Genomic DNA, 20285 nt, shown 5'->3' with positions numbered 1-20285 from the left:
CACGTGTTGTGGGGGCGTGTGGGGTGGGGGCGCGTGGGTGGGGGGCGCCTGCGGCGGGCTTGCCCCACCCCGCCCCTTCCCGAAACTTGGGGCTCCGCCCCCAGACCCCCGCTCCTCAAACGCCGGAGGGGCTGGAAGTTGCCCCGAGGGGCTGGAGTTGCTCCGGAGGGGTTTGAAGAGCTCAGTGGCCGAAGCCGAACGAACCCGCCCCGTCCACCTTCGCGCGCAGGCGCTTGCCCTTCTCCGTGGCCTGGGCGTTGAGTTCGTCCTGGAATTCGCGCATCCGGGCCTGGAGCCCGGCGTCGTGCGCGGCCAGGATCCGGGCGGCGAGCAGTCCCGCGTTGCGGGCGCCGCCTACGGAGACGGTGGCCACCGGGACCCCCGCGGGCATCTGGACGATCGACAGCAGGGAGTCCATGCCGTCGAGGTACTTCAGCGGTACGGGCACCCCGATGACCGGCAGCGGGGTGACGGACGCGAGCATGCCCGGGAGGTGGGCGGCGCCGCCCGCGCCAGCGATGATCGCTTTGAGGCCGCGGTCCGCCGCGTTCTCGCCGTAGGCGACCATCTCGCGCGGCATGCGGTGTGCCGAGACGACATCCACCTCGTACGGGACCTCGAACTCGTCGAGGGCCTTGGCCGCTTCTTCCATGACGGGCCAGTCGGAGTCGGAGCCCATGACGATGCCGATCACAGGAGCGCTCATTCGGTGATGGTCCCTCGGAGGTAGTCGGCGGCGTGGCGGCCGCGCTCGCGGACGTCGGCCAGGTCGTCGCCGTAGGTGTTGACGTGGCCGACCTTGCGCCCGGGCTTCACGTCCTTGCCGTACATATGGATCTTGAGCGCCGGGTCGCGGGCCATGCAGTGCAGATACGCCGCGTACATGTCGGGGTAGTCGCCGCCGAGCACATTGGTCATCACCGTCCACCCCGCGCGCGGGCGCGGGTCGCCCAGCGGGAGGTCGAGCACGGCGCGTACGTGGTTGGCGAACTGGGAGGTGACGGCGCCGTCCTGGGTCCAGTGGCCGGAGTTGTGGGGGCGCATCGCCAGCTCGTTGACCAGCAGCCGGCCGTCGCGGGTCTCGAAGAGCTCGACCGCGAGATGGCCGACCACCCCGAGCTCGGCGGCGATCTTCAGCGCCATCTCCTGCGCCTGGCCGGACAGCTCTTCTGAGAGGCCGGGGGCGGGGGCTATCACGGTGTCGCAGACCCCGTTCACCTGGATCGACTCCACGACGGGGTAGGCGACGGCCTGGCCGTGCGGGGACCGTACGACGTTGGCGGCGAGCTCGCGGGCGAAGTCGACCATCTCCTCGGCGAGGACGGGCACACCCGCGCGGAACGGCTCGGCCGCGTCCGCCACGCCGCGGACGACCCAGACGCCCTTGCCGTCGTAGCCGCCGCGCACGGTCTTGAGGACGACCGGGTATCCGTCGCCCTCCTCCTCCGCGAATCGCGCCACGTCCTCGGGGTCGGCCACGATGCGGTGACGGGGGCACGGCACACCGGCCGTACGCAGCCGCTCGCGCATCACGCCCTTGTCCTGGGCGTGCAGCAGCGCCTCGACTCCGGGGCGGATGACCACGCCGTCCGCTTCCAGGGCGCGCAGATGATCGGCCGGGACGTGCTCGTGGTCGAAGGTGACCACATCACAGCCCTGTGCGAAAGCACGAAGGGTGTCCAGGTCGCGGTAGTCGCCGATGACGACATCGCTGACCACCTGGGCCGCCGAGTCCTGGGGGGTGTCACTGAGCAGCTTGAACCTGATGCCGAGGGGGATGCCCGCCTCATGGGTCATACGGGCGAGCTGGCCGCCGCCGACCATGCCGACTACCGGGAATGTCACCCTCCCAGGGTAACTTCCCGCTTCGACCGGCCCTGACCTGCGTTGGAGGAACCTCCACATATTCCGCCGGGCCCAGCCTCGCGGCCTGAAGGGCGCGGGGCGCGGCCGCTGGTTAGCATGGGGGGATTGATGACGCCGACGGACGGGGCTGAACGATCACCATGAGCGAACGGAGCACACTCGGTGGGCTGCGTGCCCGGATGGGGCAACTGACCCGCGAGATCGCGAAGTTCGGGGTGGTCGGCGGTGCTGGCGTCTTCGTCAATCTCGCGGTGTTCAACCTGGTGCGCGGGGTCACCGAACTCCCCGTGGTGCGGGCCAGCATCGTGGCCACGGTGGTCGCCACCTGCTTCAACTACCTGGGATACCGGTACTTCACCTACCGGGACCGCGACAAGCAGGGCCGCACCAAGGAGCTCAGCCTCTTTCTGCTGTTCAGCGCCATCGGCCTGATCATCGAGAACGGTGTGCTCTACACCGCCACATATGGCTTCGGGTGGGACAGCTCACTCCAGAGCAATGTGTTCAAGTTCGTCGGCATCGGGCTGGGCACCCTCTTCCGCTTCTGGTCCTACCGGACCTGGGTGTTCCGGACGCTGCCCGCGCGGGAGGCCGTCGAGCGCGCGGAGGCCTTCCTGTCCGAGGCGCCGCCCGCCCAGGCCACCCGGAAGCAGCCGGTCCGGAAGTAGCGCCCAGCGGCGAAGCAGCGCCCAGCGGCGCGGCAGGGCCGCTCAGGAGGGTGTGGGGTCCTCGGCCTCCCGGCTGAGGAAGAGCGCGAACACCGGTGGATGCTGCTGGAGCAGCTCCAGCCGGCCGCCGTCCGCCTCCGCCAGGTCCCGCGCCACGGCGAGTCCGAGACCCGTGGAGTTGCGTCCGCTGACCGTCCGCTCGAAGACCCGCGCCCCCAGGTCCGGCGACACCCCCGGGCCCTCGTCGGAGACCTCCACCACGGCCTGGTTGCCGGTGACGCGCGTACGTAGCGCGACCGTACCGTCACCGTGCATCAGCGAGTTCTCGATCAGCGTGGCCAGCACCTGGGCGACCGCGCCCGGGGTGCCCACCGCGCGCAGCCCCTTCTTGCCCGAGCGCACGATGGCGCGGCCCTCGCTGCGCGAGGCCGGGCGCCACTCCTCGATCTGCTGCTTGACGACCTCGTCCAGGTCGAAGGCGACCGCGGAGCCGCTGCGCGGATCGCGCGAATTGGTCAGCAGCCGCTGGACGACATCGGTGAGCCGCTCCACCTGGCCCAGCGCGATCGTCGCCTCCTCCTTGACCGTCTCCGGGTCGTCGGTGAGCGTGATCTCCTCCAGCCGCATCGACAGCGCGGTCAGCGGCGTACGGAGCTGATGGGAGGCGTCGGCGGCCAGCCGCCGCTCGGCGGTGAGCATCCGGGCGATGCGCTCGGCGCTCGCGTCCAGCACATCGGCGACCCGGTCCAGCTCCGGCACCCCGTAGCGCCGGTGGCGCGGCCGGGGGTCCCCGGAGCCCAGCCGCTCGGCGGTCTCCGCGAGATCGGTGAGCGGGGCGGAGAGCCGGTGCGCCTGGCGTACGGCGAGGGCCACCGCGGCGAGCACGGCGAGCAGCGCCACGGCGAGGATGATCAGCATGGTGCGGCCGATCTCGCGGCTCACCGTGGAGCGGGACGCCTCGACGCGGACGGCCTCGCCCTGCTCCCCCGGCTCCTCGGCGGAGATGACGCTGCCCGTGGGGCGCTTGCCGATCTCCACCGTGCGGTGGTCGGGCATCCTGATCACGGCGTAGCGGCCGGGCTCGATCTGCTCGCGCAGCACCCTGGGGGTGACCCCCTCGCCGCCCAGCAGCCTGCTGTCGACGATGCTGACCAGGCGCACGGCGTCGGAGCTCACGCTCTCCTGGGCGCTGTTCTCGATGGTCCGCGTCTCGACGATGACCAGCGACAGGCCGAAGACCGCGATGACGACGAGCACCACGGCCAGGGTGGAGTTGATCAAGCGACGGCGCATTGCCCTACCGTGTCAGCTCTGGTCAGCTTTTCTCGAATCTGAAGCCGACGCCGCGGACGGTGGCGATATAGCGGGGGTTGGCCGCGTCGTCACCGAGTTTCTTGCGCAGCCAGGAGATGTGCATGTCGAGGGTCTTGGTGGAGGACCACCAGGTGGTGTCCCAGACCTCGCGCATCAGCTGATCGCGGGTGACCACCCGCCCGGCGTCCCGCACCAGGACCCGCAGCAGATCGAACTCCTTGGCGGTCAGCTGAAGCTCCTCGTCGCCCATCCAGGCGCGGTGCGACTCGACGTCGATCCGCACCCCGTGGGTGGCCGGCTGCTGTTGCTGCGTCTCGACGGCACCGCGCCGCAGCAGCGCCCGGACCCGGGCGAGCAGCTCGGCGAGCCGGAACGGCTTGGTCACGTAGTCGTCGGCACCGGCGTCCAGGCCGACCACCGTGTCCACCTCGTCCGCGCGGGCCGTGAGCACCAGCACCGGAAAGCCATGGCCCTCCGTACGGAGCCGACGGCAGACCTCGAGCCCGTCCATCCCGGGCAGGCCGAGGTCGAGGACGATCAGATCGACGCCTCCTTGCAGACCGGCGTCGAGCGCGGTGGGTCCGTCCTCACGCACCTCGACCTCGTACCCCTCGCGGCGCAGGGCGCGGGCGAGCGGCTCCGAGATGGATGCGTCATCCTCGGCGAGCAGTACTCGGGTCATGGGGGTGATGGTAGTCCGCTGAGGTCGGAGCACGGGGCGCGTACGGCGCGACGGACGGAGCACGGAAGGTTGCACGCCTCGCTCGTGAGGTATCTCTCACCGTCTCCAAAGGTGTCAAGAACGTGTCGTATGGTGAAACAACGTCTGCAGCACTCCTCCGGGGCCTTTGGTGGCGACGACGCACCCAAAGGTCTCTGTCATGTCCGGAGCGGGACGAGACCGGCACAACCGGCCCGCCGCGCCCGGCCGCTCAGTCGCTCAGCCATCCCCCCACAGGGTGCCGGCCCCGCAGGCGGCGCTCCCTGAGCACACAAGGAAAGCACCATGGCGTCCAGCCTGACGAAGGGCGCCACCGCGCAGGGGACCCCTGCCGGCGGCAAAACCTTCTTCGGCCACCCCCGCGGCCTGGCCACTCTCTTCATGATCGAGATGTGGGAGAGATTCAGCTTCTACGGCATGCGGGCCCTCCTCGTGGTCTATCTGATCTCCGGCGGCCCCGACGCCAAGGACGGCGGACAGGGCGGCGGACTCGGGATGACCGAGGGCAACGCGGTGGCCATCTACTCGGTGTACCTGGCCATGGTCTATCTGCTGGCCATGCCGGGCGGCTGGTTCGGCGACCGGGTCTGGGGCCCGCGCAAGACGGTGGTGGTCGCGTCCGGCATCGTCATGGCCGGGCATCTGGCGCTCTCCGTCCCCGGCCAGGCGACCTTCTTCGCCGGTCTCGGCCTGGTGGCGCTCGGCTCCGGTCTGATCAAGGCCAATATCTCGACGATGGTGGGCCAGCTCTACGACGGTCCGCAGGACCCGCGCCGGGACGGCGGCTTCACCATCTTCTACATCGGCATCAACCTCGGTGCCTTCGCCGCTCCCCTGGTGATCGGCACCGTCGGCCAGTCGTACAACTGGCACCTGGGCTTCGCGCTCGCCGCCCTCGGGATGGCGCTGGGCCTGGTCCAGTTCCTGATCGGCACCCGCCACCTGAGCACGGAGAGCAGCGTCGTCCCGACGCCGCTGGCGGCCGAGGAGCGCCGCTCCTGGCTGCGCAAGGCGATGATCTGGCTGATCGTGGCCGCGGTCTTCTACACCGGCGTGGTGCTCAGCGGCAGCTGGACCCTCAACTGGGTGCTGATCCCGATCACCATCCTCGGCCTGATCATCCCGACCGGGGTACTGATCCGGATCAAGCGCGACCGGGAGCTCTCGGCGGTCGAGCAGACCAAGGTGAGCGGCTACATCTGGTTCTTCGTGGCCGCCGCCGTGTTCTGGATGATCTACGACCAGGGCGGTTCGACGATGTCGGCCTTCGCCGACTCCAAGACCGCGGACACGATCTTCGGGCTGCACTTCCCGTCCTCGTGGTTCCAGTCCGTCAACCCGCTGATGATCATGGCGCTGGCGCCGGTCTTCGCCTGGCTGTGGCTGTGGCTGGCGCGGCGTGACCGGGAGCCGAACACCACGCTGAAGTTCGCGATGGCCCTGGTGCTGGTCGGCGCCTCGTTCTTCGTCTTCGTCGTGCCGATGGGGATGGCCGGGGACGGGACCAAGGTCAGCCCGCTGTGGCTGGTGTCGATCTACATGATCCAGACGATGGGTGAGCTGTGCCTGTCGCCGGTCGGCCTGTCGGTGACCACCAAGATGGCACCGGCGAAGTACGCCAGCCAGATGATGGGCGTGTGGTTCCTGGCCGTGACCGCGGGCGACTGCGTCACGGGCCTGCTGTCCATCGCCGGGGTCGACCTGAGCGGGGTCGGGGTGATCGCGCTGGAAGCGACGATGGCGGCGCTCGCGGGCTTCGCGGTCTTCATGTACCGGAGGAAGGTCGTGGCGTTGATGGCCGACGTCCACTGACGACCGTAAGGACGTCAGGAAGAGGCTCACGAGGGGCCCGGCGCGGGGAGATCCGCGCCGGGCCCTTCGCCTTTCGCATGGACTTACGTATGGGCCGGTGTTCAGCGGGTGGTGCCGCGCAGCTTGCGCCACGGGGTGAGGGTGAAGATGGCGCCGCCGAGCAGCACGGTGGTACCGGCGATCAGGGCGAGCGCCTTCAGCCCGCCGTGGTCACTGGCACCGGTGTCGGCGAGCCCGCCGCTGGTGGCCGAACCGCCGCTGCTGCCCGAACCGCCGCCGCCGGAGGTGCCGCCCCCGGAGCCGCTGCCGCCGGTCGAGTCACCGCCGGTGGTGCCGCCGGGCTGGCCGGTGGTGTCCAGTTCCAGCGAGGCGCCGGGGTCCTTGGACGGGGTGCAGGTGGTGGTCGTACCGAGCGCCTTGACCGTCAGCACGCCGGGGGTGAGCGTCGACTTGCCGCTCGCGCCCGGCTTGTAGGTGCCGGTGAGGTCGGGGATCTCGATCGGATCGCCGGACTTGATGGGCTCCTTGTTGGTGGGCCCCGCCACGGCGACGGTGCCCTTGTCCACGCCGCCGACCTTGACGGCCATCGACGGCTTGACCGAATCGGCGGGGATGTCGGCCGGGCTGTCCATCACGGACTTGCCGAACTTCACGGTCAGCTCGAAGTTCCCGCCGCTCTTGGTGGCGTTGATCTGCACCGGGGAGGTCGCGTTCTTGTCACCGATGGGGGTCTTGCAGGCATAGGCGACCTGAACCTCCTTACCGGTGTACGAATCGTCACCGCCGCCCCCGCCACCGGTGGTGCCGCTCGTCGTACCACTGGTCGTCCCGCTCGTGGTGCCACTTGTGGTGCCGCTGGTCGTCCCGCTCGTCGTACCACTGGTGGTGCCGCTCGTGGTACCGCTGGTCGTCCCGCTCGTGGTGCCACTCGTCGTACCGCTCGTCGTACCGCTCGTCGTGCCGCCCGGACCGCTGCCGCCGTCCGTCACCTTGATGGTCGCGGCGGCCTTGACGTCCTCCTTCGCCGAGCACTTGGTGTCCGTGGGCAGCGGCTTGCTGACGTTGATGTTGTAGCCGCCGGGCGTCAGCGTCACCTCTCCCGCCTTGGTGAGCTTCAGCTTCCCCTTCATGTCGGAGAGCTTCATGTCACCGCCCTTGGGGATCGCCGGGTTCTCCCGCGGCCCCTCCATGGCCAGTTCGCCCGTCTGCGCGCCGCCCACCGTGACGGTGCCGGTCGGCAGCACGGTGTCGGCCTCCAGGTCGAGGATGGGCGGGTTCTTGGAGGCGGCCTGCACCGTCTTCCACACCACCTCGACCTCGTCCCCGACCTTGGCCGTCTCCGGTGCCGTCACGGCCACGGTCGTGGTGCCCTCCACCGGGGGCAGACCGGAGATGGGGGGCGGTAAGCACTCGGTCTTGTACGAGACCTCGGCGCCCTCCGCGCTGCCCGCGCCGAGCAGCACGCCCGCACCGCCGAGCAGCAGCGCGACGGCCGCCGCACTCACTCTTGGTCGCATCTCACGTGGTTCCTTTCGGGGTCGGTCGGATCTCCTCGGTCGGTGCGGAAATCTGGTGGTGCGGCCGTGCCTCCGGCGCGGTGTCCGGGGTGAACCAGGGCAGCGCCGGCGGTGCGCCGTCCGCCGCGGCCGGTCCGGACGGCGGCGACGCGGGCGGGAACGGGGGTGGTGGCGGCGCGGTCCGGGCCGTACGGGGCCGTACCTTGTCCACGACGGCCATGCCGATCCGGAAGACCGTCGCCGAGACCACGACGCACAGCAGGACCCAGAAGAGCGTGACGCCCCAGGGCCGTCCCACCGTCCACGGCTGTTCGACGAGCAGCTTGTGGCCGTAGCGCAGTGAGACCAGATAGTCGCCATGGGCCCCGGCGGACAGTTCGACGTCCAGCTTGACCTGGGCCTTCTTCCCCGGCTGGATGGTCCCCCGCCAGCGCTGCTCCTCCCAGGAGGGGGCGAAGACGCCGTGCGAGCTGCCCACTTCGAAGACCGGGTCGCGGGCCGGGGTCGAGCCGAGATTGCCGACGGTGACCACGAGTTTCCGGCTGGGCGGTGCGCCGAACCAGGTCAGCAGCCCGCTGGAGCCGTCGAGCCGGGCCGAGAGCACGCTCAGCCGCTCGCCTCCGGTCCGCTCCTTCGGCAGCGGCGCGACCGGGTGCCCGGCGACCTTGAACGCCACGTCCGCGGCGGCGGCCTCACCGGTGACGGTCGCTATATGGATGACACAGGGGCAGGGTTTGGGCGGCTCGGACACCGGCAGCTTCTTGGTGAAGGTGCCGTCCTTGCCGACGGTGACCGCCCTGCCGTCGCCGTTGGCGCACGAGTTGGTGCCGCCGATCATGTTCTGCCCGCAGATGAGCAGGGTGAGCAGGGCGCGCGGCCACCAGCGGGTGCCGGTCACGGTGACCGTGCCGCCCGTGCCCGCCTCGGCCTTGGAGACCTTCGCGGTCGGGCCCTCGGCCGCCGCGGCGCCGCCCGTAAGGGGCGCACCGAGGGTGAGGAGGACCAGGGCGAGCACGGTGAGCACGGCGGAGGGCCGGGCCGGGGTGCCTGGGTGTCGGCGTGCGTTCACGTGGTCGCTCCTGCCCCTGTGCGCTGCGGTTGCGGCTGCGGTTCCGGCTGCGGCTGCGATCGCGGTGTGCGGCGTCGGCGGCGTCGTCTGCGCAGCAGCCAGACGCCTCCCCCGGCGCCCGCCAGGACGGTCGCCACCGGCGCGAGCAGCCACCAGGGGACGGCCGTGTAGCCGGCGGTCGCCGTGGCGTGCGCGCCCCCGCCCGCGGTGACGGTGAGCGTCACGTCCACCGAGTCCAGGGCGGGCGGGTCCGGCCAGCTCTCGGTGAGCCGGACCCGTTTGCCCGGCGGCAGCTCGACCGGCAGGGTGCGCGGGCCGCGGCGCAGCACCTGGCCGAAGAGCCCGTCGGCGCGTACGGCCAGCCGTGGGGTGAGCACGGTGTTGCCGCGGTTGACCAGGGCGTAGCGGATGGCCGCCCCGCCGCCGTGGTCCTGGACCGTCACGTCCTCGACGGAGAGGGCGGACAGCGTCGCGCCGCTGATCCGCAGCCGCAGCCGGACCGCGATCTCCCGGCCGCCGGAGGAGACCATGACCGCGCCGGGGTGCTCACCGGGCACCGCGTCGGAGGGGACGGTGACGGTGAAGGGGATGTCGGCGCGGGTGCGGGGCGGCACCGTCACCCGCCGCTCGGCGAGCGCGATCCGGGCGCCGTCGCCGCCGCGCAGCCGGACGGTGCGGGGGTGCTCGCTCCGGTTGGTGACCGAGAGCTTGTCCTCGAGGACGGCGCCGGGCCCGCCTTCGAGGTAGACGTACGGCCGGTCGCCCGCGCCCGGTGCGCCGCCCCCGGCGGCGGGGGCCGCCGACCAGTCGGGCCCGGCGGCGGCCGCCGGTGAGGCCCACGGCGCGGGGCTCACCAGGGACGCGGCCAGCAGGACCGGGGCACAGGCGCGCACGGCTCGGCGGACGGCCGGACGGCATACGGCCGGACGTACGGCTGCCCGCACAGCCGGACGTACGGCTGCCCGCACGGCCCCGCGTACGGCTGCCCGCACGGCCGGGCGGATGACAACATGGACCCCTGCACGGATACGCGACGGCATCGGCGGCTCCTCGGCTGCCGCGCGCGTCAGGGAGTGGGACGCTGACGGCGGGTCAGCCAGAGCGCCCCGGCCACTCCGGCGAGCAGCACCGTGCCGCCGAGGGTGCCGAGCGCGACGGCGGAGTCCGTCGGTCCGGTCTGCGGCAGCTGGTCGTTGCCGGAGCCGCCCTGCGCACCGCCGGATCCGTCCGATCCGCCCGTGCTCGTACCCCCCGTACCGCCCGTACTGCCCGAACCGCCGGTGGAGCCGGAGTCTCCGCCGCCGCCCGCGGCCTTGACGTCCAGCGTCAGCGAGGGCTTGGGGTTGTTGCCGGGGGTGCAGGTCGTGGTCGTGCCCAGCGCCTTGATGGTGAGGGTGGAGGCGGTGAACGTGACCTTTCCGCTCTTCTTGGGGGTGTAGGTGCCCGACAGGTCACTGATCTTGATCGGGGTGTTGGCGGGGATGGCCTTGTCGTTGGCGGGGCCCGACACCGATACCGTGCCGCTCTCCGCTCCGCCCAGTTTGATGAGCGCGCTGGGGTGCATGGCGCCCTTGCCGAGCTCGACCGGGCTGGAGGAGACGCCCTTCTGGAAGGACATCGTGAGCTTGTAGGAGCCGCCGCTCGCGACGCTCTTGATGTCGATGGGCGATACGGCGCTCTTGTCGCCGATCGGCGTCTTGCACTTGTAGTCGACGTCCACGGTGGCGGCGTGCGCGGCCGGGGCGGTGAGCAGCACCACGGAGCCGGCCAGGGCCGCCGCGAGCGTGAGGGCGCCGCCACGGCCGGCCGGACGGCGTTGGTTGTGGGACACCACGAGATCCCCTCTCGTCAAGCGCCGCAGCCGGATATAACTGACGGCACATCAGATTGGGCGCTGACGGTACGCCGGGGACCTTGTCAAGGGAAGACAAAGAGCACGCCGGATCGGCGTGGGGCGGGGGAAGGGGTGGGTGAAAGCGGGATCGTGGCGCCGGAGCCGCGCTCTTCAGCCCGGCGCGGCCAGCTCGGCCCAGACCGTCTTGCCGGTCCCCTCCACGTTCCGCACGACCCCCCAGTCCAGGCACAGCCGCTGGACGATGAACATGCCGTGGCCGCCGGGCCGCCCGGCGCGGTGCGGGGTGCGCGGGGCGGGCGTACCGGTGCCGAGGTCCACGACTTCGAGCCGGAGCACTTTGGCGTTGCAGCTGACGCGCAGCTCCTCGGGGCCTTCGGCGTGCAGACAGGCGTTGGTGACCAGCTCGGAGACGACGAGCAGCACATCCTCGGCGGCGGCCCGGTGGTCGGCGGTCGCGGCCGGAAGCCACCCCCAGTCGCGCAGCGCCTGGCGGGTGAAGTCGCGGGCGCGCGGCACGGCCCCGCTGGCACCGATCAGATGGAGTCTGCGGATCTGGCGGGTCGGACCGGCGGCCGGAGGGGCGCCGGCGGTCGGAGGGGCCGGTGGGGAGGCCGAAGCGGCGGGGCCGTCCGGGTCCGGGCCGCGGTCGCCCGGCGGGTACGGCCGCGTGGTGCTCATCAGCGCTTCACCTCACCGATTCACCGATTCAGGGACAAGGGATACCTGATCTCTTCAACAGTTTCAGCCTGTCTCCTGCCCGGCCATAGCGTGAGAACACCCACTACTTCCGCCCCATCGATGTGACGCGGGCAACGCATCGATGACCCATCGATGACACGCCGGAAACAGGAGTGAGCTATGTCACTCGACAAGAGCGGCATCAAGCGACTCATGCACGGTAAAGACGGCATCCGCGCCCGTGATCTCGAATACCCGGGCAACGATCGGCAACATCCCGGCCAGGTGGACGCCGCCACCCGCGGCCTCGGCCTTGAGCCGCGCGCCGAGGAGGACATTGAGCCCGGTGGAGTCGCAGAACTCCAGCTTCGAGCAGTCCACCACCAGCCGGACACGGCCCCCCTCCACGCATTTCTCAAGCGGCTCGCGCAGCACCTCGGCGGTGTGGTGGTCCAGCTCACCCGCCGGCGTGACGACCGCACTCGCCCCGTGGTGCCGAACCTCGACCTGAAGTCGGCCCTTGCTGGCGCTGCCGACCATCCCGCGGTCCATCTGCGCACCTCTTCTGGCGTCTCGTTGCTTTCGATTGCGCGCATCGAACCCTACGCCTTCTACCCGCTGCTCTGGTAGCCGAACATTTCGCATAGTTCGGCAAATATGGACAACGTGGACTTGCCACTTGGTGGCCGATGCAGGTAGGCGTAGAGGGTCACACCCGCTTACGGCCCGGCTTTGGAGGCGCCGCTCACCGGAGCAGCACGTTATGGCACCGGCAGCCATATGCCGAAGAACGATGGAGGAGACTATGTCACCCCGCCTCGACGACACGCGTACCGAACCCTCGGGGAGCACTCGGACCACCGTTTCGTCGGCTCCCCTGCCCGAGCAGTTCATCCCCGACGTTGACGCCCCGGCGACCGTTGGCCACCTCTTCGATGAACTGCCGGAATTGTCCGATCTGCCGGAAATACCTCCTTACGACACGGTAGCACCGGTAGACGCGAGGGCTCTGTCGAAGACCCTTTTCGAACGCCTCGAGGTGCTGGAGGAAGGCACCCACGAGTACGCCTATGTGCGTAACACGCTGGTCGAGCTCAACCTGGCGCTGGTCAAGTTCGCCGCCTCCCGGTTCCGCTCCCGCAGCGAGCCGATGGAGGACATCGTCCAGGTCGGCACCATCGGCCTGATCAAGGCGATCGACCGCTTCGAGCCCGGCCGGGGCGTGGAGTTCCCGACCTTCGCGATGCCGACGATCGTCGGTGAGATCAAGCGCTTCTTCCGCGACACCAGTTGGTCGGTGCGCGTGCCGCGGCGCCTCCAGGAGCTCCGTCTCGACCTGGCCAAGGCCGGCGACGAACTGGCCCAGCGGCTCGACCGCGCCCCCACCGTCAGCGAGTTGGCCCAGCGGCTGGACATCAGCCCGGCCGAGGTCGTCGAGGGCATGGCCGCGAGCAACGCGTACACCGCGAGCTCGCTGGACGCCCAGCCGGAGGAGGACGACTCCGAGGGCGCGCTGGCGGACCGGATCGGATACGAGGACCACGGGCTCGAAGGCATCGAGTACGTCGAGTCCTTGAAGCCGCTGATCGCCGATCTGCCTGCCCGCGACCGGAAGATCCTCTCCCTGCGCTTCGTGGCCAATATGACGCAGTCGGAGATCGGTGAGGAGCTGGGCATCTCCCAGATGCATGTCTCGCGGCTGCTGTCGCGCACCCTCCGTCGGCTCCGCAAGGGTCTGATGATCGAGGAGTGACGCCTCCGCAGACGAATAAGGGCCCGCCCCCGGATCACCCGGGACGGGCCCTTATCCGTGTCTCCGTCGTGCGCTGCCGTGCCGTCAGATCAGGGTGCCCTCGTGCCACACCGCCGAGACCAGGGGCATGCCGGGGCGGTAGGCGAGGTGCACATGGGACGGGGCGTCCAGCAGCGCCAGATCGGCGCGGGCGCCCGGGCTCACCCGGCCCACGTCGGTACGGCGCAGGGCCCTCGCCCCACCGGCCGTCGCGGCCCACACCGCCTCGTCCGGCGTCATCCCCATCTCCCGTACGGCCAGGGCGACACAGAACGGCATGGAGCTGGTGAAGGACGAGCCCGGGTTGCAGTCCGGGGACAGGGCGACCGTGACGCCCGCGTCGAGCAGCCGGCGCGCGTCCGGATAGGTCGAGCGGGTGGAGAACTCCGCCCCGGGGAGCAGGGTGGCCACCGTCTCGCCCTGGGCCAGCGCGTCGACGTCCTCCTCGGTCAGATGGGTGCAGTGGTCGGCCGAGGCGGCGCCCAGCTCCACCGCCAGTCGCACCCCGGGGCCGTAGGAGAGCTGGTTGGCGTGGACCCGCGGGATCAGCCCGCGCTCCTTGCCCGCGGTCAGGACGGCGCGGGCCTGGTCGCCGTCGAAGGCTCCCTGCTCGCAGAAGACGTCGATCCAGCGGGCGTGCGGGGCGCAGGCGTCCAGCATCGGGCCGGTGACCAGATCCACGTACGCGGCCGGGTCGTCGGCGAACTCGGGCGCGACGATATGCGCCCCGAGGAAGGTCACCTCGTCGGTGTGGGCACCGGCGATGGTCAGGGCGCGGGCCTCGTCGTGCGAGGTCAGCCCGTAGCCGGACTTGATCTCGACGGTCGTGGTGCCCTGGCGGCGCGCCTCGGCCACATAGCGGCCGACGTTGGCGTGCAGCACGTTGTTCGAGGCGGCGCGGGTGGCGGCCACGGTGGTGCGGATCCCGCCCGCGCTGTACGGGCGGCCGGACATCCGGGCGTTGAACTCCTCGGTCCGGTCGCCCGCGAAGACCAGATGGGAGTGGGAGTCCACAAAGCCCGGAATGGCCGCCCGGCCACCGGCGTCGACCCGATTGTCGGTGGCGGGTGCTTTGCTGGACTCACCGACCCAGGCGATGCGGTCGCCGCCGATGACGACGGCCGCGTCCCGGATCAGACCGAGGGGGCCTTCACCGAGGGAGGGGTCATTGGTGACCAGAGTGGCGATGTCGGTGATGGCCGTCGTGGGCGTCGCGGTCGTCATCGTGGGGGTGCTCTCCTTCGTCGGCCGTGCCGGTAGCGGCCGGATCACGGTCCGTGCAGGGCTTCGATGGCCTCGGCCAGCGCTTGCGGCACACGCGGGACGAGCTGATGGGCGCCGTCCCGTACGACGTGGCGGCCGCCGACCACGGTGTGCCGGACATCCGCGCTGGTCGCCGCGAATACGGCGGTCTCCGCGCCCAGCCGGGGCGGTGGCCCCGCGGTGCGCACCGAGTCCAGCGCGATCGTGGTGAGGTCGGCGAGCGCGCCCACCTCGATCCGGCCCGCCTCCGCGCCCCAGCCGAGCGCCGCATGACCGTCCGCGGTGGCGGCCCGGAGCAGCTGGGCCGCGGTCCAGTGGCCCCGGGCGCGGGTGCGCAGCCGCTCGTCCAGCTCCATGGCGCGGGCCTCCTCCAGGATGTCGATCACGGCATGGCTGTCGCTGCCCAGCGAGAGCGGTGAGCCCGCACTCTGCAGCTCGACGGCCGGGCCGATCCCGTCGGCGAGGTCACGCTCGGTGGTCGGGCACATACAGACACCGGTGGCGGCGTGGCCCAGCAGCCGGATGTCGCCCGGGGTGAGGTGGGTGGCGTGCACGGCGGTGGTCCGCGGGCCCAGCACCCCGTGGTCGGCGAGCAGCCGGGTGGGGGTGAAGCCGTGTGCCTCCACACAGGCGTCGTTCTCCGCCGTCTGCTCGGAGAGGTGGACGTGCAGCGGCGCCGTGTGCTCGTCGGCCCAGCCGGACACGGTCGCCAGCTGGTCGACGGGTACGGCCCGCACCGAGTGGATCGCCGCGCCGATGCGGGTGTTGCCGTCGCCCTTCAGCGCGGAGACCCGCTCGGCCCAGGCCTCGGCCGTGCCGTCGGAGAAGCGCAGCTGGTGCTCGTTGGGCTCGGCCCCGAAACCGGAGGAGAGATAGCAGGTGTCGAGCAGGGTGATCCGGATACCGGCCTCGGCCGCGGCCGCGATCAGGGCCTCCCCCATCGCGTTGGGGTTGCCGTAGCGGGCGCCGCCGGGCGCGTGGTGGAGGTAGTGGAACTCCCCGACGCAGGTGATCCCGGCCATGGCCATCTCGGCGTAGACGGCTCGGGCCAGCTCGAAGTAGCTGTCCGGGGTCAGCCGGTCGGCGACGCCGTACATCACCTCGCGCCAGGTCCAGAAGGAGTCCGGCGCGCCATTGCCGCTGTCCGCGTTGCCTTCCGCCTGGGCGTTCGCCCCGTCTCCGGTCTCGCCTCCCGTTTCGCCGTTCGTCGTACCGTTCGCCCTGCTGTCCGCCTGGACGACACCGCGCAGGGCCCGGTGGAAGGCGTGGCTGTGGGCGTTGGCCAGACCGGGGAGCGTCAGACCACGGAGGGTGACGGACCCGGCGGGTGGCCGCGGACTCCCGGGCACCACCGCCGTGATCCGCCCATTGGCCGCGGCCACGATCACCACGTCCGACCGCACGCTTCCGTCCACCCAGGCGTGCTCCGCCCAGTACGTCTGCGCCGTCAGTGACACGCCAGGCCCTCCAGTACCTCCGCGAGCGCGGCCACACCGGCGAGGCAATCGTCCTCGCCCGCCGTCTCCGCGGGTGAATGCGAGACGCCGGTGGGGTTCCTTACAAACAGCATGGCCGTCGGAACCGACGCGGACAAAATGCCGGCGTCGTGCCCGGCCCCGGTGGGGAGGATCGGGACGCCGCCGAGCAGCCCCGAGAGCTGGTCACGCAGGTCGTGGGCGAACTCGACGACCGGAGTGAAGGACTCCCGGGTGACCCGGACGTCCACCCCGTCCCGCTGTCCGCGCTCGACCGCGGCACGCTCGATCTCGCCGACCACGGCGGCCAGGGTCTCCTCGTCGGCCGCGCGCGAGTCCAGCCAGCCGCGGACCAGGCTCGCGATCGCGTTGACCCCGTTGGGCTCGACGCTGACCTTGCCGAAGGTCGCCAGCGCCCCGGCGAGCTTCGCCTTCTTACGGGCGGCGAGGACGGTGTTGGCATAGGTGAGCATCGGATCGCGGCGGTCCTCGATCCGGGTGGTCCCGGCGTGGTTGGCCTCGCCGTGGAAGTCGAACCGCCAGCGGCCGTGCGGCCAGATCGCGGAGGCGACACCAACGGGGTCGTCTGTGTCGGCGAGGGCGCGCCCCTGCTCGATGTGCAGCTCGACGAACGCGCCGATGCGGGCCAGCCGCTCCGGGTCGGGGCCGATGGCGTCCGGGTCGTAACCGGCGCGCTCCATCGCCCGGGGGAGGCTCACCCCGTCCGCGTCCCGCAGCTCATGCGCCTGCGCGACGCTGAGCTGCCCGCTCGTCAGCCGGGAGCCGACGCAGGCCAGACCGAAGCGGGCGCCCTCCTCGTCGCCGAAGTTGACGATGGCGAGCGGCCTGGTGGGGCGGGCGCCCCGCGCTCGTAGCCCGTCGAGGGCGGCGAAGGAGGAGACGACGCCCAGCGGGCCGTCGAAGGCGCCACCGTCGGGGACGGAGTCGAGGTGGGAACCGGTGACGACGGCGTCTCCTGCGGTGGGGTCGCCCAGCCAGGCCCATTGGTTGCCGTTGCGGTCCACTTCGTAGGTGAGGCCGCGGTTCTGGGCTTGCTCCTTGAACCACGTTCTGCAGTCGGCGTCCGCGTCTGTCCAGGCGTAGCGGCGGTAGCCGTTTGTTGTCGTGTTGCGGCCGACGGGGGCCAGGTCGCGCCACATGTCGTGGAACGACGCGCCGGTTGTGCTGGGTGCGCCCACGCCCGTCTCAGCCTCCGTTTCGTGTGCGGGTGCGGCCCGGTGGCCGGGTTGTGCCCACCCGTTCCGCCCCGCGGAACGATTGCCCACAACGGTCACTTATCCTTCTCCCTCATGGGGATCCTGACGTTCCGCTCCTCCGCTACCTCGTCCGCTCGGTCGTAGCCCGCGTCCACGTGGCGGATGACGCCCATGCCGGGGTCGTTCGTCAGAACGCGGCGGATCTTCTCGCCCGCGAGCGCCGTGCCGTCGGCGACCGTGACCTGCCCCGCGTGGATCGAGCGGCCCATGCCGACGCCGCCGCCGTGGTGGATGGAGACCCAGGAGGCGCCCGAGGCGACGTTGACCATGGCGTTGAGCAGTGGCCAGTCGGCGATCGCGTCCGAGCCGTCCAGCATGGCCTCGGTCTCGCGGTACGGGGAGGCCACCGAGCCGCAGTCGAGGTGGTCGCGGCCGATCGCCAGCGGTGCGGCGAGGGTGCCGTCGGCGACCATCTCGTTGAAGCGCTCGCCCGCCTTGTCGCGCTCGCCGTAGCCGAGCCAGCAGATCCGGGCGGGCAGCCCCTGGAAGTGGACCCGCTCCTGCGCCATCTTGATCCAGCGGGCCAGCGACTCGTTCTCCGGGAAGAGCTCCAGGATCGCCTTGTCCGTGGCGGCGATGTCCTTCGGGTCGCCGGACAGGGCCGCCCAGCGGAACGGGCCCTTGCCCTCGCAGAAGAGCGGCCGGATGTAGGCGGGGACGAAGCCGGGGAAGGCGAAGGCCCGCTCGAAGCCCGCCAGCTTTGCCTCGCCGCGGATGGAGTTGCCGTAGTCGAAGACCTCGGCGCCCGCGTCCATGAAGCCGACCATGGCCTCCACGTGCTTGGCCATCGACTCGCGCGCCCGCTGGGTGAAGTCGGCGGGCTTCTCGGTGGCGTACGAGGCCATCTCGTCGAAGTCCACGCCGACCGGCAGGTACGACAGCGGGTCGTGGGCGCTGGTCTGGTCGGTGACGATGTCGATCGGGGCGTTCATCGCGAGGAGCTGCGGGACCAGTTCGGCCGCGTTCCCCAGCACGCCGATCGACAGGGGTCGCCGGGCGTCCCGGGCCTCGGTCGCGAGCTGGAGCGCGTGGTCCAGGCTGTCGGCGCGGACGTCCAGGTAGCGGTGTTCGATACGGCGCTCGATGGCGCGCGGATCGCAGTCGACGCAGATCGCGACGCCGTCGTTCATCGTGACCGCCAGCGGCTGGGCGCCGCCCATGCCGCCGAGGCCCGCGGTGAGGGTGATCGTCCCGGCCAAGGTACCGCTGAACTTCTTCGCGGCGACCGCGGCGAAGGTCTCGTACGTGCCCTGGAGGATGCCCTGGGTGCCGATGTAGATCCAGGAGCCGGCGGTCATCTGGCCGTACATGGTCAGACCCAGCGCCTCCAGGCGGCGGAACTCCTCCCAGTTGGCCCAGTCGCCGACGAGGTTGGAGTTGGCGATCAGCACCCGAGGCGCCCATTCGTGGGTCTGCATGACGCCCACGGGGCGGCCCGACTGGACCAGCATCGTCTCGTCCTGCTTCAGCGTGCGCAGGGTGCGGACCATGGCGTCGAACGAACGCCAGTCGCGGGCCGCCTTACCGGTGCCGCCGTAGACGACGAGCTTGTCGGGGTGCTCGGCGACCTCCGGATCGAGGTTGTTCTGCAGCATCCGAAGGGCGGCTTCCTGCTGCCACCCAAGGGCGCTGAGCTCTGCACCACGCGGCGCCCGTACGGGTCGCGGTCCTGTCATGGGCCAAGCCTCCCTGTGCCATCAACTGGTTCGACTGCGTCGACCACATCGACTGGATCGACTTATTCACATCTTGATGCCGATGAATATGACTAGTCAATACCGTGGGGCTCCGCATACGCCCAGGTGGTTCAGCGGCGCGGACTCCCCGTGCTGGTCGCGGCCTACCCGCCCCGGGCCACGGGGTAGCGTCACCAGGTCGTGTCCCCGCCCGCCGAGGAGCCCTCCGTGTCCCTCCCCGCCACCCACCGCGAGGTCCGTCTGGCGGCTCTGCCCGACGGGGAGCTCACCCCCGGTCACTTCGAGGTCGTCACCGCTCCCGTCCCCACCCCCCGCCCCGGTCAGGTGCTGGTGCGCAACCGGCTGATGAGCGTCGCCGCCGTGATGCGCCCGCTCACGCCGGCCGACCCGGACGCCTTCGGCCTGCCCCAGCTGCTGCACAAGGCGGGCGAGGTGATGCGGGGCGCGGCCCTCGGCGAGGTGGTCCGGGCGCCGGGCACGGATCTCGCCCCCGGAACCCTCGTCCGCCACCGCGCGGGCTGGCGCGAGTACGCGGTCCTGAACGCCCCCGAGGTCTCGCCCGTCGACCCCGAGGTGCTGCCGGACCCCGCCGCCCATCTCTCGCAGGGGTTCACCGCCTGGCTGGGGGTGGTGCGCGGGGCCGGGGTGCGGCGCGGCGACACGGTGTTCGTCACCGGCGCGGCGGGCGGAGTGGGCTCCCTGGCCGGACAGTTCGCCCGGCTGCACGGCGCCGCACGGGTCATCGGCTCCACCGGCTCCCGGCACAAGGCCGACCGGCTGACGCGGGAGCTGGGCTATGACGCGGTCGTCCTGCGCGGCGACGGATCGATCGAGGAGCAGCTGCGCGCGGCCGCCCCCGACGGCATCGACGTCCTCTTCGACACCGTCGGCGGCGAGCAGCTGAGAGCCGCCCTGGCGCTGGCCCGCCGCAACGCCCGGTTCGCCCTGGTCGGGGCGCTGGCCGCACAGCTGTCCGACGACGCGCTGGCCCCGACCGCGATCAGCACCCTGGCCCTGATCACCCGGAGCATCACGCTGCGCGGCATCAGCGCGGTGGACCACCAGGACGCCATGCCCGGGTACCTGAACGAGTTCGGCCGTGCGCTGCGCGAGGGCGCGCTCACCTACCCGTACACCCGGCTGACGGGGATCGACCGGGCGCCGGGCGCGCTGTGCGAGCTGGTGGCGGGCCGCCACCTCGGGGCGGTGCTGGTGGAGCTGTAGGGCCGGGTCGGCCCGGGGCCAGGGGCCGCGCTCCCCGCGACCGCACGGCCCCGCCCG

Annotated in this window: 18 protein-coding genes; 4 read left to right on the top strand and 14 right to left on the bottom strand. The window is 71.3% G+C overall.

Features of this window, described 5'->3' with window-relative positions; genetic code table 11:
* Nucleotides 1-181 precede the first annotated feature (181 nt).
* Nucleotides 182-706, bottom strand: coding sequence for a 5-(carboxyamino)imidazole ribonucleotide mutase (gene purE, locus LIV37_RS29730; RefSeq protein WP_121824355.1), 525 nt, complete (start codon nucleotides 704-706; stop codon nucleotides 182-184).
* The gene (locus LIV37_RS29725) at nucleotides 703-1824 is read right to left on the bottom strand and encodes a 5-(carboxyamino)imidazole ribonucleotide synthase (RefSeq protein WP_020870792.1); all 1122 of its coding nucleotides are present in this window, start codon (nucleotides 1822-1824) and stop codon (nucleotides 703-705) included. Before LIV37_RS29725 ends, purE begins: the two co-directional genes overlap by 4 nt.
* Nucleotides 1825-2006: 182 nt before the next feature.
* Here LIV37_RS29725 and LIV37_RS29720 point away from each other — a divergent pair, with 182 nt between their 5' ends.
* Nucleotides 2007-2534, top strand: coding sequence for a GtrA family protein (locus LIV37_RS29720; protein ID WP_020870791.1), 528 nt, complete (start codon nucleotides 2007-2009; stop codon nucleotides 2532-2534).
* A gap of 42 nt (nucleotides 2535-2576) precedes the next feature.
* On the opposite strand, the gene LIV37_RS29715 is transcribed toward LIV37_RS29720, so the two are convergent.
* Both LIV37_RS29715 and LIV37_RS29710 read right to left on the bottom strand, forming a co-directional pair.
* A complete protein-coding gene (locus LIV37_RS29715; protein WP_020870790.1) occupies nucleotides 2577-3827 on the bottom strand; it encodes an ATP-binding protein in 1251 nt (416 codons plus the stop codon).
* A 22-nt stretch (nucleotides 3828-3849) separates the two neighbouring features.
* Nucleotides 3850-4530: a response regulator transcription factor gene (locus LIV37_RS29710; RefSeq protein WP_020870789.1), complete on the bottom strand. Its 681-nt coding sequence runs from the start codon at nucleotides 4528-4530 to the stop codon at nucleotides 3850-3852.
* A gap of 324 nt (nucleotides 4531-4854) precedes the next feature.
* Between LIV37_RS29710 and LIV37_RS29705 the strand changes: the two genes are divergently transcribed.
* On the top strand, nucleotides 4855-6381 hold the full coding sequence (locus LIV37_RS29705; protein WP_020870788.1) for a peptide MFS transporter: 1527 nt from the start codon (nucleotides 4855-4857) through the stop codon (nucleotides 6379-6381).
* 101 nt (nucleotides 6382-6482) lie between these two features.
* On the opposite strand, the gene LIV37_RS29700 is transcribed toward LIV37_RS29705, so the two are convergent.
* The 6 genes from LIV37_RS29700 to LIV37_RS29675 all read right to left on the bottom strand — a co-directional run bounded on the left by LIV37_RS29700 (nucleotide 6483) and on the right by LIV37_RS29675 (nucleotide 12052).
* Complete coding sequence (locus tag LIV37_RS29700) at nucleotides 6483-7898, bottom strand: hypothetical protein (RefSeq protein WP_121824357.1); 1416 nt, start codon at nucleotides 7896-7898, stop codon at nucleotides 6483-6485.
* A gap of 1 nt (nucleotide 7899) precedes the next feature.
* On the bottom strand, nucleotides 7900-8967 hold the full coding sequence (locus tag LIV37_RS29695; RefSeq protein WP_020870786.1) for a hypothetical protein: 1068 nt from the start codon (nucleotides 8965-8967) through the stop codon (nucleotides 7900-7902).
* Entirely contained in the window at nucleotides 8964-10007 is a 1044-nt protein-coding gene (locus LIV37_RS29690) for a COG1470 family protein (RefSeq protein ID WP_121824358.1), read from the bottom strand. Before LIV37_RS29690 ends, LIV37_RS29695 begins: the two co-directional genes overlap by 4 nt.
* A gap of 26 nt (nucleotides 10008-10033) precedes the next feature.
* Nucleotides 10034-10801: an LPXTG cell wall anchor domain-containing protein gene (locus LIV37_RS29685; RefSeq protein WP_020870784.1), complete on the bottom strand. Its 768-nt coding sequence runs from the start codon at nucleotides 10799-10801 to the stop codon at nucleotides 10034-10036.
* 171 nt (nucleotides 10802-10972) lie between these two features.
* The gene (locus tag LIV37_RS29680; RefSeq protein WP_020870783.1) at nucleotides 10973-11500 is read right to left on the bottom strand and encodes an ATP-binding protein; all 528 of its coding nucleotides are present in this window, start codon (nucleotides 11498-11500) and stop codon (nucleotides 10973-10975) included.
* Nucleotides 11501-11683: 183 nt separating this feature from the next.
* Nucleotides 11684-12052 (bottom strand): STAS domain-containing protein, encoded by a 369-nt coding sequence (locus tag LIV37_RS29675; RefSeq protein WP_020870782.1) that lies wholly within the window; start codon nucleotides 12050-12052, stop codon nucleotides 11684-11686.
* A 253-nt stretch (nucleotides 12053-12305) separates the two neighbouring features.
* Between LIV37_RS29675 and LIV37_RS29670 the strand changes: the two genes are divergently transcribed.
* Entirely contained in the window at nucleotides 12306-13253 is a 948-nt protein-coding gene (locus LIV37_RS29670) for an RNA polymerase sigma factor SigF (RefSeq protein WP_020870781.1), read from the top strand.
* Between the two features lie 84 nt (nucleotides 13254-13337).
* Here LIV37_RS29670 and hutI read toward each other — a convergent pair whose 3' ends face one another.
* The 4 genes from hutI to hutU form a co-directional block, all read right to left on the bottom strand.
* Nucleotides 13338-14516: an imidazolonepropionase gene (gene hutI, locus LIV37_RS29665; protein ID WP_020870780.1), complete on the bottom strand. Its 1179-nt coding sequence runs from the start codon at nucleotides 14514-14516 to the stop codon at nucleotides 13338-13340.
* 44 nt (nucleotides 14517-14560) lie between these two features.
* Nucleotides 14561-16012, bottom strand: a complete 1452-nt coding sequence (locus LIV37_RS29660; RefSeq protein WP_020870779.1) for a formimidoylglutamate deiminase — start codon at nucleotides 16010-16012, stop codon at nucleotides 14561-14563.
* Nucleotides 16003-17190: an allantoate amidohydrolase gene (locus LIV37_RS29655; protein WP_121825185.1), complete on the bottom strand. Its 1188-nt coding sequence runs from the start codon at nucleotides 17188-17190 to the stop codon at nucleotides 16003-16005. Before LIV37_RS29655 ends, LIV37_RS29660 begins: the two co-directional genes overlap by 10 nt.
* 131 nt (nucleotides 17191-17321) lie before the next feature.
* On the bottom strand, nucleotides 17322-18983 hold the full coding sequence (hutU, locus tag LIV37_RS29650; RefSeq protein WP_121824359.1) for a urocanate hydratase: 1662 nt from the start codon (nucleotides 18981-18983) through the stop codon (nucleotides 17322-17324).
* Nucleotides 18984-19211: 228 nt separating this feature from the next.
* Here hutU and LIV37_RS29645 point away from each other — a divergent pair, with 228 nt between their 5' ends.
* Nucleotides 19212-20228 (top strand): MDR family NADP-dependent oxidoreductase, encoded by a 1017-nt coding sequence (locus tag LIV37_RS29645; protein WP_020870776.1) that lies wholly within the window; start codon nucleotides 19212-19214, stop codon nucleotides 20226-20228.
* The last annotated feature ends 57 nt before the right edge of the window (nucleotides 20229-20285 follow it).

Origin of the sequence: Streptomyces rapamycinicus NRRL 5491 (assembly GCF_024298965.1) — a bacterium.
Classification (GTDB): Bacteria; Actinomycetota; Actinomycetes; order Streptomycetales; family Streptomycetaceae; genus Streptomyces; species Streptomyces rapamycinicus.
The sequence above is the reverse complement of the archived record's forward strand: the minus strand, read 5'-3'. Positions and strand labels throughout refer to the sequence as shown.